This window comes from Azospirillum sp. TSO5 (assembly GCF_003116065.1).
In the GTDB taxonomy this organism is placed as follows: Bacteria; Pseudomonadota; Alphaproteobacteria; order Azospirillales; family Azospirillaceae; genus Azospirillum.
On the sequence record NZ_LGQY01000089.1, the window covers coordinates 1 to 15470 of the forward strand.

A 15470-nucleotide genomic window follows, 5' to 3' on the forward strand; every position below is an offset into this window, starting at 1 on the left:
GGGGGGGGGGGGGGGGGGACGCGCGGCGTGCCTCTCCCAAGACTCCACGCAGTGCCTCCCCCTCACCCCGACCCTCTCCCCGGGGGGGAGAGGGGGATATTCCCCTTGGACGAGTGGGGGATATGGCGCGGGTTGCGCAGGCAAAGCCCACTGAATACATAACGGGGCGCGCGCGCGATCTGCGGATGAACGCCACGGATGTGGAAAAGATCGTCTGGCAGAAGCTGCGCAATGCCCAGCTCGGCGCGAAATTCCGGCGGCAGGAGCCGATCCTTGGCTTCGTCGCCGACTTCGTCGCCCATGACCATCGCCTGATCATCGAACTGGACGGCGGCCAGCATGCCGAGCAGCGCGCAGCCCATGACGAAAGGCGGGCGCGCATGCTGGAGCAGGCCGGCTTCCGCATCCTGCGCTTCTGGAACACCGATGTGATCGACAACCTTGACGGCGTGCTGGAGACCATCCGCGCGCGTCTCGAAGAGACCCCCATTCTTCGCAGCCAGCCCTCGGGCCGGGAGTTCCCATGATCGCCAAGCTGACCGGCATCGTCGATTCCACCGGCACCGACTGGGTCGTGCTCGACGTGAACGGCGTCGGTTACCTGCTGTCCTGCTCCAACCGCACCCTGTCGCGCATGGCGGTGGGGGAGCGGGCCTCGCTGGTGGTCGAAACCTTTATCCGCGAGGAGCGCATCGTCCTGCACGGCTTCGGCGAGCAGGCGGAGCGGGAGTGGTTCAAGCTGCTGACCACCATCCAGGGCGTCGGCGCCCGGCTGGCGCTGTCGATCCTGGGCGTGCTCGATCCCGACCAGCTGACCCGCGCCATCGCCTCGCAGGACAAGACCGCGCTGGTGCGGGCCGACGGCGTCGGGCCGAAGGTGGCGGCACGCATCCTGAACGAGCTGAAGGACAAGGTCGGCAATCTGGCGCTCGGCCCCGCGGCGACCGCGGGCGCGCCGGCCGGCAAGGGCGCCCCCGCCGCCGTTCCGGGAGCCACCCCGGCGCTGGCCGACGCGGTGTCGGCGCTGGTCAATCTCGGCTATGGCCGGTCGGAGGCCTTCGGCGCGGTCGTCGCCGCCGGGCGGGTGCTGGGCGATGACGCCGGCGTGTCCGATCTGATCCGCCAGGGCCTCAAGGAACTGAGCCAATGAGCGACCCTAATTCCGACCGTCTGGTCCAGCCGGGTCAGGGGCACGGCGACTCATCCGAGTCGTCGATCCGTCCGCTGTCGCTCGCCGAGTTCATCGGCCAGCGGCAGGCGCGCGAGAACCTGTCGATCTTCATCCAGGCCGCCCGCTCCCGCAACGAGGCGCTGGACCATGTGCTGCTGTTCGGCCCCCCCGGCCTGGGCAAGACCACGCTGGCGCAGATCGTGGCGCGTGAGCTGGGCGTCGGCTTCCGCGCCACCTCCGGCCCGGTCATCGCGCGTGCCGGCGATCTGGCGGCGTTGCTGACCAATCTGCAGCCGCACGACGTCCTCTTCATCGACGAGATTCATCGCCTTAATCCCGCCGTGGAAGAGGTGCTCTATCCCGCCATGGAGGATTTCCAGCTCGACCTCATCATCGGCGAAGGCCCGTCGGCGCGGTCCATCCGGATCGACCTGCCGCCCTTCACCCTCGTCGGCGCCACGACGCGCAGCGGCCTGATCACGCGCCCGCTGCGCGAACGCTTCGGCATTCCCGTGCGCCTGCAATTCTACGAGCCGGACGAGTTGGAGCTGATCGTGCGCCGCGCCGCCGGCGTGCTGGGCATGGGCATCACGCCGGAGGGCGCGCGCGAGATCGCCAACCGCTCGCGCGGAACGCCCCGCGTGTCGGGCCGGCTGCTGCGCCGAGTGCGCGATTTCGCCGCAGTGGCGGGCGTGGAGGAGGTTGACAAGCGAGTCGCCGATGCCGCGCTGACCCGGCTGGAGGTCGACCGGCTCGGGCTGGACAGCATGGACCGCCGCTATCTCGGGCTGGTCGCCAACAACTATGGCGGCGGGCCGGTGGGTGTCGAGACGCTGGGTGCCGCTCTGGGTGAACAGCGCGACGTGCTGGAGGAGGTGGTCGAACCCTACCTGATCCAGCAGGGCTTCCTGCAGCGCACGCCGCGCGGGCGCATGCTGACCGACCAGGGCTTCCGCTATCTCGGCCTCAACCCGCCGAATGCGCCGCTCCGTCAGCTCGACCTGCTGGACCGGGTTCCCGACCCGACCGAAGGCCCCACGGACGAGGGCGACGATGAGTAACGTCGCTCCTTCCCTGTCGGGCCGGTTCGCGGAGGACGGCACGCATCGTTATCCGCTGCGGGTCTATTACGAGGACACCGACGCCGGCGGCATCGTCTACCACGCCAATTACCTGCGATTCGCGGAGCGGGCGCGGACGGAGATGCTGTACCTGATGGGCTTCCGTCAGAAGGAGATGGCGGAGGGTTTGGGCGATGTCACAGGTGTGTCATTTGCGGTACGGCGCCTGACCATCGATTTTGACGCCCCTGCCAAGCTGGAGGACACGCTTGAAGTGGAAACCCGAATCGTCGATATCCGCGGAGCCTCCTTCGCAGTTGCACAAGTCATTCGCCGCGACGGTCGCGTGCTGGCGCGCGCCGACCTGCAGCTGGTGACGATCAACCGGGCCGGGCGGGCCGTGCGCCTTCCCGAACCGGTGAAAGCGGCGATGGAGTCGCTGCACGCAAAGCAAAGCTCTCTTCCGCCTGTCTGACCCTGATCGACCTTTTCCCTTCCACATCCCCGTGCCAACAGCGCAACCGCGAGACTGACTGCGATGGACGCCCTGCAAACCGCCCAACTGGCCGGCAACGCCGCCACGACGGCACATGAGATCACGATCCTCGGCCTGTTCTGGCAGGCCGACGCGGTCGTCAAGATCGTGATGATGATGCTCGTCGTCGCCTCGATCTGGTGCTGGGCGATCATCATCGAAAAGCTGATGCGGATCCGCCGCCTGAACGCCCAGGCCGACTCCTTCGAGGAGGCATTCTGGTCAGGCGGCTCGCTCGACGCGCTGTACGACCGCATCGGCCAGACCCCGGCCGACCCGATGGCCGCGACCTTCGCCGCCGGAATGCGCGAGTGGCGCCACGCCGCCGACCGCGGCATCGCCGGCACCATGAAGGGCTCGCTGCAGCAGCGGGTCGAGCGGGTGATGGCGGTGACCATCGGCCGCGAGATGGCGCGGGCCGAACGCTACATGACCTTCCTGGCCTCGGTCGGCTCGACGGCGCCCTTCATCGGCCTGTTCGGCACGGTGTGGGGCATCATGAACTCCTTCACCTCGATCGCCGGGTCGGGCAACACCAGCCTCGCCGTGGTGGCGCCGGGCATCGCCGAGGCGCTGTTCGCCACCGCCATGGGCCTGCTGGCCGCCATCCCGGCGGTGCTGTCCTACAACAAGTTCTCCACCGACCTCGGCCGCTACGCCGACCGGCTGGACACCTTCTCGGGCGAGTTCTCGGCGATCCTGTCCCGCCACCTCGAGGAGCGGGGAGCCGCCTGAACCATGGCCGGACAACTCGCAGGCAAGTCCCACGGACGCGGCAAGCGCCGGGGCTATCGCGCGATGGCCGAGATCAACATGACGCCGTTCATCGACGTCATGCTGGTCCTGCTGATCGTCTTCATGGTCGCCGCCCCGATGCTGACCGTCGGCGTGCCGGTCGACCTGCCCAAGACCAACGCCGCTCCGCTGGAGCAGCAGAAGGACCCGCTGTTCGTCACCGTGCAGACCGACGGCCGCGTCTTCGTCCAGGAGACGCCGGTCGAGCTGGGCAACATGGTGCCGCTGCTGATCGCGGTGACCAACAACAACCCGGAGGCCCGCATCCTGGTCCGCGGCGATGCCAAGATCGCCTACGGCAAGATGCTGGAGGTGATGGGCACCATGAGCGCCGCCGGCTTCAAGAAGGTCGGTCTGGTCGCCGAGATGCCGAACGGCCCGACCGCGTCCAGCGCGCGGGTCGGCGCGCCCAAACCGGCGCGTTGAGGCGGGCGGAACTCCCATGCGCAAGCCCCTGATCGCCTCGGCGGTGCTGCACGTCGCGCTGGTCGCGCTGATTGTGCTCGGCATGCCGCCCAGCGATCGCAAGCTCGAAATCGCCTCCTCGATCCCGATCGAGATCGTCGACATCGGCGAGGTCACCCAGGCCGCCCGGGTCGAGAAGGGCGAGCCCAAGCCGGCCAACGCCGCGCCGCGCCCGCCGACGCCGGAAGCCAAGCCGGCGCCGCCGGCGCCCGAGCCGCCGGATGCGGAGGACGAACCGCCTCCGCCGCCCCCGCCGCCTGCCAAGACGCCGGAGCCGCCGAAGGTCGCCCAGGTGCCGCCGCCGCGCGAGCCGACGCCGCCGCCCAAGCCTGCCCCGACTCCTCCGCCACCGCCACCGCCTCCGCCTCCGCCTCCGCCGCCTCCGCCCCCGGATCCGGCGCCGTCGCCGACTCCGAAGCCGCCGGAGCCGTCCAAGCCCGAGCCTCCGAAGCCGGAACCGCCCAAACCGGAACCGCCGAAGCACGAGCCGAAGCCTGAGCCTCCGAAACCGGAGCCGCCCAAGCCTGAGCCGAAGAAGCCCGAGCCGCCCAAGCACGAGCCGAAGCCGGAACCGCCCAAGGCGGAACCGAAGAAGCCGGAGCCGGCGAAGGAGGTCGCGAAGGCCGAGCCGAAGAAGGCGGAGACCCCGGCCAAGCAGCCGGAGAAGCCGTCGGCCAAGACCGATCCGCTGTCCGACCTGCTGTCGAACGTCGGGAAGATCAAGCCGTCGGACAACCCGAAGGCGGACGGCAAGGCATCAGCCAGCGCCCACAGCGACGCCAAGCCCAGCCAGAAGACCGCCTCTGCGGCGCCGGCCGGTGCGGCGAAGGCAACCAACGGTCCCGACAAGCCGTTCAAGCCGTCGGGCCGCGCGCTGGATGCCATCCGCGGCCAGTTGAGCAAGAACTGGAACTTCGACAGCGGCCGCAAGGACGCTGGGTCGATGCAGATCGAGATCCACGTCGAGGTCGGCCGCGACCACAGCGTGATCCGCGCCTGGATCGACGAGAAGTACAAGTCACGCTACATGTCGGACGCCGCCTTCCGGGCGTCGGCCGATGCGGCGGTGCGCGCTGTCAAACGGTCCAGCCCGCTGGACCTGCTGCCCAGCGAGTTCACGTCGCAGACTTATGAAGACTGGCGCTTCATCGTGTTCAATTTCGACCCGAGGGACATGTTCTGACCATGACGACGAAGACGAGGCTTCTGTTGAAGCTGGCCGGGGCCACCGGCGCGCTTCTCCTCTCCCTCGGCGTTGCCGCTCCGCAGGAGGCGCGCGCCGAGTTGCGCATCGACATCACGCGGGGCGTGTCCGAGCCGCTGCCCATCGCGATCACCAGCTTCGCCGGTGCGGGCGGACGCGATGCCCAGCTGGGCGCCGACATCTCCAAGGTCATCTCCGCCGACCTGGAGCGGTCCGGCCTGTTCAAGCCGCTGGACCCGCGCGGCTTCCTGCAGACGCCGGAGCAGCTGCGCAGCGGCGAGCCGCGTTACCCGGACTGGAAGGCGCTGGGCGCCCAGGCGCTGGTCGCCGGCAACACCACGACGGGCGGCGACGGTCGCATGAAGGTGGATTTCCGCCTGTGGGACGTCGCCGCCGGCCAGTACATGCAGGGGCTGAGCTACAGCGCCTCGCCGCAGGAATGGCGCCGCATCGCCCACATCGTGGCCGACGCCATCTATAAGCGCCTGACCGGCGAGGACGGCTATTTCGACACGCGCATCGTCTATGTCGCCGAATCCGGCCCGGCGAACGCGCGCAAGAAGCAGCTGGCCATCATGGACCAGGACAGCGCCAACCATCAGTTCCTGACCGACGGCCAGACCCTGGTCCTGACGCCGCGCTTCTCGCCGACGTCCCAGGAAATCACGTACATGTCGTACTTCAACAAGAAGCCGCGCGTGTACCTGTTCAACATCGACACCGGCCGCCAGGAGGTCCTGGGCGATTTCCCCGGCATGACCTTCGCCCCGCGCTTCTCGCCGGACGGCAACAAGGTCATCATGTCGATGGCCCAGAACGGCAACACCGACATCTACACGCTGGACCTGCGCACCCGCCGCCAGACCCAGCTGACCGACGCGCCGGGCATCGACACCGGTCCCAGCTATTCCCCGGACGGCCAGAAGATCGTCTTCGAGTCGGACCGTGGCGGCACGCAGCAGCTCTATGTCATGGGCGCCGACGGGTCGGGCGTGAAGCGGCTGACCTTCGGCGAGGGCCGCTACGGTACGCCGGTGTGGTCGCCGCGCGGCGATCTGATCGCCTTCACGCGCCAGCGTGGTAGCAGCTTTGCAATCGGCGTAATCCGTCCGGATGGAACCGGAGAACGAATCCTGACCGAAGCCTTCCACGTCGAGGGGCCGACCTGGGCGCCCAACGGCCGTGTTCTGATGTTCTTCAAGGACTTGCCGACGGGCGACGGCCGTGGCCGCAATGCGAACCTGTACAGCATCGACATCACCGGCGCGAACGAGCGTCGCGTGAGCACCCCGGTCGGCGCGTCGGACCCCGCGTGGTCGCCCTTGATTCCCTAGTGGAGTAGCCCTATTTTGCGGCGGCGCGGGAGCAATGCTCAAGACAAAGGTCGGACGTCGTCTTTTCGTCGGGGATTGGCGAAAAGAAGCGGCTCTCGTGCTGACTAGTCCGGCCACTCAACAATTGTCGTTCAAGGGGTCCCTGAACATGCGCATGAAGTTCCTCGCCCTCGCCGCGGTTGCCCTGCTCGCCGCTTGCGAATCCACGCCGAACGACGCCGCCAACGGCGCCAACACCGGTGCCCAGCAGACCTCGGTCCGCCCGGGCTCGGCGGAAGATTTCGTCGTCAACGTCGGCGACCGCGTCTTCTTCGGCCTCGACCGCTTCGACCTGTCGCCGGAGGCTCGCGCCACCCTCGACCGTCAGGCCAAGTGGCTGCAGACCTACGGTTCGGTCACCGTGACCGTCGAGGGCCATGCCGACGAGCGCGGCACCCGCGAGTACAACCTGGCCCTGGGTGAGCGCCGCGCCAACTCGGTGAAGAACTACCTGGCCGCCAAGGGCATCCCGGCCGGCCGCGTCAACGTCGTGTCCTACGGCAAGGAGCGTCCGGCCGTGGTTGGCTCGAACGAGGCCGCCTGGTCGCAGAACCGCCGTGGCGTGACCGTCGTCAACTGATGACGCCGGTCCCCGCCTGACGGGGAATTGGGAAAAGGCGCCGCCGCCGGGCAACCGGGGCGGCGCCTTTTTCTTTTCGGCGGGCGGTATCCTCCGGCTCGTTTGACGGCCGGAATCCCGGCGCTGTCGGTTCTTTTGCGCCGGTGCGCAAGTTCTGCTAAACAGCGGCCATCGCGTCGCCTTTTTCGTTCGCCATGGTCGCCGTGGGTGTTTCCCCCGGCATCAGATCTCCTCAGGATCCCACGCGCATGACCAACATCCGTCCCGTCGCCGCCCTGCTGCTGGGTGGCATGCTCGCGGCAAGCCCCGCCCTGGCCCAGTCGAAGGGGCAGATCGAGCGGCTGCAATCGCTGGAAACCCAGGTTGCGGCGCTGGGCGGTCCGGTGGAGGTGGCGCAGCTGTCGCCCTCCGTCGCCGCCGATTTCGAGATTCGGCTGCAGAACCTGGAGCGCGCCATCCAGGACCTGACCGGCAAGTACGAGGAATCGACCTATCAGGTTACCCAGCTGCGCGAGCGCCTGGAGAAGGTGAACGCCGACGTCGATTTCCGCCTGAAGGAGCTGGAGAAGGGCGGCGGGGCCGCCGGAGGAGCGATGGGCGGCGGCGCCATGGCCGATGCCGCACCGTCGAAGCCGGCGAAGGCCGCCGCCGACGAGAAGAAGCCGGCCGACAAGCCGGCGCAGACCGCCGCAGCTAATCCGCCCTCCACCGCCGGCCTGTCGCCGGAAAAACAGTACGAGCAGGCGTTCGAACTGCTGCGCAACTCCGACTATGACCGGGCGGAGAAAGCGCTTCAGGAGTTCATCGCCAAGAACAAGTCCCACGCCTATGCCGGCAACGCGCAATATTGGCTTGGCGAGAGCTATTACGTCCGCAACCGCTTCCCGGAGGCGGCCCAGGCCTTCGCCGAGGTGCTGTCCAAGTACCGCAGCAACCCGAAGGCGGCGGACAGCCTGCTGAAGCTGGGCATGACCCTGCAGCAGATGAACAAGAAGTCGGATGCCTGCACCGCCTTCAACCAGCTGCTGACCAAGTTCCCCGAAGCCTCGGCCAGCGTGAAGCGCCGCGCCGATACGGAGCGCAAGCGCATCAATTGCCCGGCCTGATGGGCGGGACCGGCGACTCCGATCCGGTATCGCGGGAGGAGTTCGCCCGTGCGATGGCGGCGCTGGGCGGATTCGAACCGGCGCCGGCCGTTGCCGTCGGGCTTTCCGGCGGCGGCGACAGCTTGGCGCTGGTTCTGCTGCTGCGGCATTGGGTCGCAGAGCGGGGCGGAAGCCTGCTGGCGCTGACCGTCGACCACGGCTTGCGGCCCGAATCGGCCGACGAGGCGGCGACGGTCGGGCAGACGGCGGCCCGACTCGGAATTCCTCACCGTATCCTGCGCTGGGACGGGGAGAAGCCCTTGGCAGGATTGCAGGCGGCGGCCCGGGCGGCGCGGCACCGGCTGCTGGCGGCGGCCTGCGATGAGGCGGGCATCCTGCACCTGGCGCTCGCCCACCATCGCGACGATCAGGCGGAGACGGTGCTGCTGCGGCTGGCCCGCGGCTCCGGCATCGATGGGCTGGCCGGCATGGCCGCTGTGCGCGCCGACGGGGCGGTGCGGGTGATCCGGCCGCTGCTGAACTTTTCCCATGACCGGCTGCTGGCGACCTGCCGCGCCGAGGGTGTCGACTGGATCGAGGACCCGTCCAACCGCAATCCGCGCTTCGCCCGCGCCCGGCTGCGCGCTGCCGTCGATCTGCTGGGCGGGGAGGGGCTGGACGCCATCCGATTGGGCGAGGTCGCCCGCCGCGCCGGACGGGCGCGGGCGGCGCTGGAACAGGCGACCGCCGGGCTGCTTGCCGAGGCGGCGATCCTTCATCCGGAAGGCTGGATCACGCTGGCTCCCGCACCATTGCTGGCCGCGCCGGCGGAGATCGCGCTGCGGGCGCTGGCCCAGGCACTGGCTGCGGTCGGCGGGCCGGCCCATCCCGTGCGCGACGAGGCGCTGGAGCGGCTGCTCGGCGCCCTGGCGGACGGGCAGGGCACGACCTTGGGCGGCTGCGTGGTGCGGATGCGGCGGGGTGCCGTCATGGTGGCGCGCGAGCCGGTTGCCGCTATCGAGCGGCAGAGCGTGCCGCCGGGCGGGCGGGCGCTGTGGGACGGCCGCTTCGACCTGCGGGTGTCGCCGCGACATGGCAAGCCCGTTATGGTCGCTGCGCTGGGGGCGGCGGGCTGGCGCGAATGGGTGGCCCGGCTGGCGCCGGAGAGGGTGCCCGATCTGCCGGTTCCGGTGCGGGAAACGCTGCCAAGCCTTTGGTCGGGAACGGAATTGCTTGGCGTACCAATGGTTGGCGGACGATACGGGTCAGACGCGGATGGACAGGTCCCGATGGACCGCGCGATCTTCCGTCCGCTTTCGTCGTTGGGAAGACCAGCTTTTACGGTTGTTTCGGACCGGCGCGGCATTATTTAATCAGGGAACGTGCCCGTAGGAGTCCGGGGTGCGGCCTTGTCGGCGCACCGCATGGCGATGGGTTCGCAGAAAGGCGTGTGACGTGAACAATTTCGGCAAGAACCTCGCGCTCTGGATCATCATAGGGCTGCTGCTCGTGGCCCTGTTCAATCTGTTCCAGAGTTCTTCCACCCGCAGCCCGCAAACGACCGTTCCGTTCAGCGAGCTTCTCGCCGAAGTGGACCGGGGCCAGGTTGCAGACGTGACGATCAAGGGCAACCAGGTTTCGGGCCATTTCTCGGACGGCCGCTCCTTCAGCACCTATGTCCCGCCCGAAGCGGGTCTGGTGGAGCGCCTGACCAACAAGAATGTCCGGATCAATGCGGTCCCCGACGACAGCAACGTGCCGTCGCTGTTCTCGGTGCTGCTGTCCTGGTTCCCGATGCTTCTGCTGATCGGCGTCTGGATCTTCTTCATGCGCCAGATGCAGTCCGGCGGCGGCAAGGCCATGGGCTTCGGCAAGTCGCGGGCTCGCCTGCTGACCGAGAAGGTCGGGCGCGTGACCTTCGACGACGTCGCCGGCATCGACGAGGCCAAGCAGGAGCTGACGGAAATCGTCGAGTTCCTGAAGGACCCGCAGAAGTTCCAGCGTCTGGGCGGCAAGATCCCGAAAGGCTGCCTTCTGGTCGGCCCGCCGGGTACCGGTAAGACGCTGACCGCCCGCGCGGTGGCCGGCGAAGCCAATGTCCCGTTCTTCACCATTTCCGGTTCGGACTTCGTCGAAATGTTCGTCGGTGTCGGCGCCAGCCGCGTCCGCGACATGTTCGAACAGGGCAAGAAGAACGCCCCCTGCATCATCTTCATCGACGAAATCGACGCGGTCGGCCGCCATCGCGGCGCCGGCCTGGGCGGCGGCAACGATGAGCGTGAGCAGACCCTCAACCAGCTGCTGGTCGAGATGGACGGCTTCGAGGCGAACGAGGGCGTGATCCTGATCGCCGCGACCAACCGTCCGGACGTTCTCGATCCCGCGCTGCTGCGTCCGGGCCGCTTCGACCGTCAGGTCGTGGTGCCGAACCCCGACGTGCTGGGCCGCGAGAAGATCCTCAAGGTCCACATGCGGAAGGTCCCGCTGTCGCCGGACGTCGACGCCAAGGTCATCGCCCGCGGCACCCCCGGCTTCTCCGGCGCCGATCTGGCGAACCTCGTCAACGAGGCGGCGCTGCTGGCGGCCCGCATCGGCAAGCGCGTCGTCGGCATGAACGAGTTCGAGAACGCCAAGGACAAGGTCATGATGGGTGCGGAACGCCGCTCCATGGTGATGACCGAGGACGAGAAGAAGCTGACCGCCTACCACGAGGCCGGCCACGCCATCTGCGCCATCCACTGCGCCGACAGCGACCCGGTCCACAAGGCCACCATCATCCCGCGCGGCCGTGCGCTGGGCATGGTGATGCGCCTGCCGGAAGGCGACCGCATCAGCCTGTCGCAGGCCAAGCTGCTGGCCGACCTGACCGTCGCCATGGGCGGCCGCATCGCGGAAGAGCTGATCTTCGGCAAGGAGCGGGTGACCACCGGCGCCTCGGGCGACATCAAGATGGCGACCGAGATGTCGCGCCGGATGGTGACGGAGTGGGGCATGAGCGACAAGCTTGGCCCGCTGCTCTACGGCGAGCCGACGCAGGAGGTGTTCCTGGGCCATTCGGTGACCCAGCACAAGAACATGTCCGACCGCACTGCCCAGCTGGTCGACGAGGAAATCCGCCGCATCGTGGACGAGAGCTACGACCGCGCCCGGACCATCCTGACCGAGAACATCGACCAGTTGCACACCCTGGCCAAGGGCCTGCTGGAGTACGAGACGCTGAGCGGCGACGAGATCAACCGTCTGCTGCGCGGCGAACCGATCCTGCGCGACGACGACCGCGAGACGATGGCCGTCCCGCCGCGTCCGACCACCGGCACCGGCCGCCGGTCCTCCGTCCCGCCCAGCACCGGGCAGGAGAGCGGCGGCATGGGTCCGGAACCGCAGGGTACCTGACGGTTCGGGGTTCCTAAATGAAGAAGGCGGCGCTGCGAGGCGCCGCCTTTTTTGTTGGGGAGAGCTCCTGGAGTGGAGGGTGCCTTTCCCTCCTTACCGTCAGAGCGACCCTTTCTGTTCGCGGCGGCGGTCCAGCGCAACGTCGAACTGGCGCAGCAGCTTCTGCATGCCTTCGAAGTACAGCTTGCGCGACGGCGTGTTCTTCATGCAGCGGGCGTCCAGATGGGCGACGCTGGTGAGGGCCGAGACGCAGTAGCCGAGCAGCCAATAGCGCGAGCGGATGCTGCGCAGGTAGTCGCGGAAGGGCTCCGGCTGGCCGTTCATGAAGCTGCTGAACGACGTCTCGTAATCCGACAGGATGGTGCGGATGTCGAGCAGCGTGGTTTCCAGCAGCTTGCCCACCCGCTCGATGTGCATCAGCAGCTGGGTCTCGTAGGGCTTGTGCATGCGGATGTCGACCGGGATGCAGTCGCGCGACTTCAGCCAGGTCAGGATGGTGCGGGCACGGGGCGCGATGCGGCGCAGCTGGTATTCGTAGAAGGTCGTGCCCTTCCACGCGCTGAAGATGGTGTCGGCCTCCGACCGCTCGATGCCGAAGGCGGAGACGAACAGGCCGGCCTCTTCCAGGTTGGGGTTCCAGATCGCCTCCAGGAAGCGTTCGATGCTTCCGGCGCTGCCCTGGCTGCCGGACAGCGCCTTGCGGACGATCGGTTCGATGCGGGCGCGGATCAGGCGGCGGAGCTGGTGGTCTTCCTCGTTGGAGATCAGCCAGTGGCGCGGGTCGACGTTGACCTTCTCCGCCTCGAAGCAGGTCTTCAGCAGGAAGGCGTCGAGCGACGGAACGTCGTCGATCATCTGCAGCATCTTCATGTCGCCGATGATGCCGTTTTCCTGCGGCCCATGTTTCAGGCCGAACTGCTCCTCCAGCAGGGTCGCGCTGTTGCGGCCGCGCAGATAGATGGCGATGCCGCCGGCCTCCGGCGCACGGGCGTTGTGCGGCACATAGATGCCGGTCTCGACCGGACGCTCGCCGCCTTCCAGTTCCTCGTCCTCGGCGATGGGATCGCCGCCGTCGTCTTCGCGGTCGTCGAAGTTCGGGTATTTGAACAGGATGCAGTTGTTCAGGCCCTGGGCCTTGAACATGCGCTGCTCTTCCGGAATCTCGCGCGTGATGGCGATGAGATTCATCGACACGCTGGAGCCGCCGTAAAGGATCTGCTCAAGGATCGGAGAAACCGAGTCCATTTTCTTGCGAGCGCGCATGAATATTACCCAAATCCGCGAATATTGTGCAAATCATAAACGCCGTTTTTGCAAACGCAAAGAGGGATCGGCGTGCCGATCCCTCTCTTCGTCATGCGATTGCAGGCGCCGTTCTCTGGCTCAACCGGCCGGATTTCAGCCGGCCTTCGGCGTGCCGCCCAGCGAACCCAGCAGGCTGGCGACCTCGGCCGCCTCGTCCACCGCGACCATGCCGACGGTGTGATAGCCGCTGTCGACATGCATCACCTCGCCGGTGACGCCGCTGCCCAGATCCGACATCAGGAACAGGCCAGCGCCGCCGACCTCCTGGATGGTGACGTTGCGCTTCAGCGGGGCGTTCAACTCGTTCCACTTCAGGATATAGCGGAAGTCGCCGATGCCGCTGGCGGCCAGAGTCTTGATCGGACCGGCGGAGATGGCGTTGACACGGATGTTGCGGCCACCCAGATCGACGGCCAGGTAACGCACGCTGGCCTCCAGCGCCGCCTTGGCGACACCCATCACATTGTAATGGGGCATGACGCGCTCGGCGCCATAGTAGGATAGAGTGAGCAGGCTGCCGCCGTCCTTCATCAGCGGCACGGCGCGCTGCGCCACCGCGGTGAAGGAGTAGCAGGAGATGTCCATGGTGCGCAGGAAGTTGGCCCGCGTCGTGTCCAGGTACAGCCCGTCCAGTTCGTTCTTGTCGGAAAAGGCGATGGCATGAACCACGAAGTCCAGCCCGCCCCACTCCTTCTCGATGGCGGCGAAGGTCGCGTCGATGCTCGCCTCGTCCGTCACGTCGCAGGGCAGGACGAGCTTGGCGCCGACCTGATCGGCCAGCGGCTTCACCCGCTTCAGCAGCGCATCGCCCTGATAGGTGAAGGCAAGCTCCGCCCCGTGCTGGGCCAGGGTGGAGGCGATCCCCCAGGCGATCGAACGATCGTTGGCCACGCCCATGATCAGGCCACGCTTGCCGGCCATGAGCGGCATCGGATTGGACATCGGAACCTCGTGAACGACGGATGTGCAGCGGGACGAGCCGCGAAAAGTGGGGCGCATCCTACACGAAAGCGCCCACCGGTCAAACCGACGCGGGCGGTCCCGCCGCAGGAGGCGTCGCATGGCTCACCCTAAGGGCACGGAAGGCCGCGAGGAGGAGGAGCGCAGCCGCATCCTGAGCGGTCTGAGGGAGCTTGGCGGCTTCTTCGGCCACTCGATGCTGCGCTTCTACAACGACAACTGTTTCCAGACCGCGGCGGCGCTGACTTACACCTCGCTGCTGGCCATCGTGCCGATGATGACCATCGGCTTCGCCATCTTCTCCGCTTTCCCGGCCTTCAGCGCGCTGCAGCTGCGGATCCAGACGGCTCTGGTCAAGAATCTGGTGCCGGAGATCGGCGACGCCATCCTGGAATATCTCGGCCGCTTCATGGCGAACGCCGGGCAGATGCCGATCTTCGGCGTGATCGGGCTGGCGGTGTCGGCGGTGCTGCTGATCTGGACCATAGAGGGGGCCTTCGCCACCGTCTGGCGCGTGCGCGAGCCGCGGTCCTATGTGACCCGCATCCTGTCCTTCTGGGCGGTGGTGTCGCTGACTCCGCTGTTCGCCGGCGCCAGCCTGTCCCTGTCCAGCACGCTGTGGACCGCGCTGGAGGTGGCGCATCTGCAGGGCGTCGTCCATCCGCTGGCGGGGATCGGCATGCTGCTGCCGTTCGGATTGCAGTTGCTGGGCTGTACGCTGCTGTATCTGGTGATCCCGAATCGCGACGTGTTCTGGCTGGACGCGCTGTGCGGCGGCGCCATCGGCTCGATCCTGCTGGAGGGGTCGAAGGCGATCTTCGGCTGGTACATGCGCGAATACCCCGCCTACCAGACCATCTACGGCGCCCTGTCGGTGGTGCCGATCTTCCTGTTCTGGCTCTACATCGCCTGGTCGACGGTGCTGTTCGGCGCGGTGGTCGCCGCATCCCTGCCGGAATGGCGGGCGGGCAAGGTCACCCGCGGCGGCATGGAGGGGCTGCTGCCGGCGCAGAGGCTGGCGCTGGCGCTGGCCGTGCTGCATGAGCTGATGGAGGCGAGCCGGCTGGGCGTCGGCATGCGCCGGCGCACGCTGGTCGGCCGGGTGCCGGTGGGCACGCTGCTGATCGACGGCATCCTGGAACAGCTGCGCGATGCCCATTGGGTGGCCCACACCACCCGCGACGCCTGGGTGGTCACCCGCGACATGGGCGAGGCGACTCTGCTGGAGTTGTTGAAGGCGCTGGGCATCGGCATGCGCGGCTCGGTCCACGGTCTGGGCGGGCTGGACCTGCCCTGGCAGGAGCGCACCGCCCGCCTGCTGGACGCCGCCGAGGCGCGGCAGAGCGACCTGCTGAACGTGCCGCTGAAGACCCTGCTGAACGACGATCTGCCGCCGGAGGGGCAGCCGGCCGGGCAGGGGGCCGGGCAAGGGGGCGCCGGGCCGGTGCCGTTGCGGGCGGTGAAGAAGTAAACGGCGTGCCGTGCCCCCTCCCCAACCCTCCCCCGCTTCGCGGGAGAGGGTGCCTGATGCGAAGCGGCGGCA

15 protein-coding genes are annotated in these 15470 nt (G+C 67.9%); 13 read left to right on the forward strand and 2 right to left on the reverse strand.

Annotated features, from left to right (window positions below; translation table 11 throughout):
* The first annotated feature begins 122 nt into the window (after positions 1 to 122).
* The 12 genes from TSO5_RS21805 to ftsH all read left to right on the forward strand — a co-directional run bounded on the left by TSO5_RS21805 (position 123) and on the right by ftsH (position 11662).
* Positions 123 to 527: an endonuclease domain-containing protein gene (locus tag TSO5_RS21805; protein ID WP_109153557.1), complete on the forward strand. Its 405-nt coding sequence runs from the start codon at positions 123 to 125 to the stop codon at positions 525 to 527.
* On the forward strand, positions 524 to 1150 hold the full coding sequence (gene ruvA, locus TSO5_RS21810; protein ID WP_109153559.1) for a Holliday junction branch migration protein RuvA: 627 nt from the start codon (positions 524 to 526) through the stop codon (positions 1148 to 1150). The genes TSO5_RS21805 and ruvA overlap by 4 nt, the downstream gene beginning before the upstream one ends.
* Positions 1147 to 2232, forward strand: coding sequence for a Holliday junction branch migration DNA helicase RuvB (ruvB, locus tag TSO5_RS21815; RefSeq protein WP_109153561.1), 1086 nt, complete (start codon positions 1147 to 1149; stop codon positions 2230 to 2232). The genes ruvA and ruvB overlap by 4 nt, the downstream gene beginning before the upstream one ends.
* The gene (gene ybgC, locus TSO5_RS21820) at positions 2225 to 2707 is read left to right on the forward strand and encodes a tol-pal system-associated acyl-CoA thioesterase (RefSeq protein ID WP_109153562.1); all 483 of its coding nucleotides are present in this window, start codon (positions 2225 to 2227) and stop codon (positions 2705 to 2707) included. Before ruvB ends, ybgC begins: the two co-directional genes overlap by 8 nt.
* 63 nt (positions 2708 to 2770) lie before the next feature.
* The gene (gene tolQ, locus TSO5_RS21825; RefSeq protein ID WP_109074591.1) at positions 2771 to 3502 is read left to right on the forward strand and encodes a protein TolQ; all 732 of its coding nucleotides are present in this window, start codon (positions 2771 to 2773) and stop codon (positions 3500 to 3502) included.
* Between the two features lie 3 nt (positions 3503 to 3505).
* Complete coding sequence (locus tag TSO5_RS21830) at positions 3506 to 3988, forward strand: biopolymer transporter ExbD (RefSeq protein ID WP_109074590.1); 483 nt, start codon at positions 3506 to 3508, stop codon at positions 3986 to 3988.
* Between the two features lie 16 nt (positions 3989 to 4004).
* The gene (locus tag TSO5_RS21835) at positions 4005 to 5210 is read left to right on the forward strand and encodes a hypothetical protein (protein ID WP_109153564.1); all 1206 of its coding nucleotides are present in this window, start codon (positions 4005 to 4007) and stop codon (positions 5208 to 5210) included.
* Positions 5211 to 5212: 2 nt separating this feature from the next.
* On the forward strand, positions 5213 to 6565 hold the full coding sequence (gene tolB / locus TSO5_RS21840) for a Tol-Pal system beta propeller repeat protein TolB (RefSeq protein ID WP_109153566.1): 1353 nt from the start codon (positions 5213 to 5215) through the stop codon (positions 6563 to 6565).
* A gap of 148 nt (positions 6566 to 6713) precedes the next feature.
* Positions 6714 to 7184 (forward strand): peptidoglycan-associated lipoprotein Pal, encoded by a 471-nt coding sequence (gene pal / locus TSO5_RS21845; RefSeq protein ID WP_109074611.1) that lies wholly within the window; start codon positions 6714 to 6716, stop codon positions 7182 to 7184.
* Between the two features lie 248 nt (positions 7185 to 7432).
* Complete coding sequence (gene ybgF, locus TSO5_RS21850; RefSeq protein ID WP_199230975.1) at positions 7433 to 8290, forward strand: tol-pal system protein YbgF; 858 nt, start codon at positions 7433 to 7435, stop codon at positions 8288 to 8290.
* Positions 8278 to 9642: a tRNA lysidine(34) synthetase TilS gene (gene tilS / locus TSO5_RS21855; RefSeq protein ID WP_247870880.1), complete on the forward strand. Its 1365-nt coding sequence runs from the start codon at positions 8278 to 8280 to the stop codon at positions 9640 to 9642. The genes ybgF and tilS overlap by 13 nt, the downstream gene beginning before the upstream one ends.
* A gap of 82 nt (positions 9643 to 9724) precedes the next feature.
* Positions 9725 to 11662, forward strand: a complete 1938-nt coding sequence (gene ftsH, locus TSO5_RS21860) for an ATP-dependent zinc metalloprotease FtsH (RefSeq protein ID WP_109074586.1) — start codon at positions 9725 to 9727, stop codon at positions 11660 to 11662.
* A 99-nt stretch (positions 11663 to 11761) separates the two neighbouring features.
* On the opposite strand, the gene TSO5_RS21865 is transcribed toward ftsH, so the two are convergent.
* Positions 11762 to 12850: a hypothetical protein gene (locus TSO5_RS21865; protein WP_247870884.1), complete on the reverse strand. Its 1089-nt coding sequence runs from the start codon at positions 12848 to 12850 to the stop codon at positions 11762 to 11764.
* A gap of 210 nt (positions 12851 to 13060) precedes the next feature.
* Positions 13061 to 13909, reverse strand: coding sequence for an enoyl-ACP reductase FabI (gene fabI / locus TSO5_RS21870; RefSeq protein WP_109153572.1), 849 nt, complete (start codon positions 13907 to 13909; stop codon positions 13061 to 13063).
* A 118-nt stretch (positions 13910 to 14027) separates the two neighbouring features.
* On the opposite strand from fabI, the gene TSO5_RS21875 reads away from it, so the two are divergent.
* The gene (locus TSO5_RS21875; protein ID WP_247870881.1) at positions 14028 to 15398 is read left to right on the forward strand and encodes a YihY family inner membrane protein; all 1371 of its coding nucleotides are present in this window, start codon (positions 14028 to 14030) and stop codon (positions 15396 to 15398) included.
* Positions 15399 to 15470: the final 72 nt, after the last annotated feature.

What these genes read in the sequence shown, in the direction of transcription:
- ybgC (WP_109153562.1), top strand. Translation starts at nt 2,225, where the DNA reads ATGAGTAACGTCGCTCCTTCCCTGTCGGGCCGGTTCGCGGAGGACGGC.
- TSO5_RS21805 (WP_109153557.1), top strand. Translation starts at nt 123, where the DNA reads ATGGCGCGGGTTGCGCAGGCAAAGCCCACTGAATACATAACGGGGCGC.
- TSO5_RS21835 (WP_109153564.1), top strand. Translation starts at nt 4,005, where the DNA reads ATGCGCAAGCCCCTGATCGCCTCGGCGGTGCTGCACGTCGCGCTGGTC.
- ybgF (WP_199230975.1), top strand. Translation starts at nt 7,433, where the DNA reads ATGACCAACATCCGTCCCGTCGCCGCCCTGCTGCTGGGTGGCATGCTC.
- ruvA (WP_109153559.1), top strand. Translation starts at nt 524, where the DNA reads ATGATCGCCAAGCTGACCGGCATCGTCGATTCCACCGGCACCGACTGG.
- fabI (WP_109153572.1), bottom strand. Translation starts at nt 13,909, where the DNA reads ATGTCCAATCCGATGCCGCTCATGGCCGGCAAGCGTGGCCTGATCATG.
- TSO5_RS21865 (WP_247870884.1), bottom strand. Translation starts at nt 12,850, where the DNA reads ATGAATCTCATCGCCATCACGCGCGAGATTCCGGAAGAGCAGCGCATG.
- tolB (WP_109153566.1), top strand. Translation starts at nt 5,213, where the DNA reads ATGACGACGAAGACGAGGCTTCTGTTGAAGCTGGCCGGGGCCACCGGC.
- tolQ (WP_109074591.1), top strand. Translation starts at nt 2,771, where the DNA reads ATGGACGCCCTGCAAACCGCCCAACTGGCCGGCAACGCCGCCACGACG.
- pal (WP_109074611.1), top strand. Translation starts at nt 6,714, where the DNA reads ATGCGCATGAAGTTCCTCGCCCTCGCCGCGGTTGCCCTGCTCGCCGCT.
- TSO5_RS21830 (WP_109074590.1), top strand. Translation starts at nt 3,506, where the DNA reads ATGGCCGGACAACTCGCAGGCAAGTCCCACGGACGCGGCAAGCGCCGG.
- TSO5_RS21875 (WP_247870881.1), top strand. Translation starts at nt 14,028, where the DNA reads ATGGCTCACCCTAAGGGCACGGAAGGCCGCGAGGAGGAGGAGCGCAGC.
- ruvB (WP_109153561.1), top strand. Translation starts at nt 1,147, where the DNA reads ATGAGCGACCCTAATTCCGACCGTCTGGTCCAGCCGGGTCAGGGGCAC.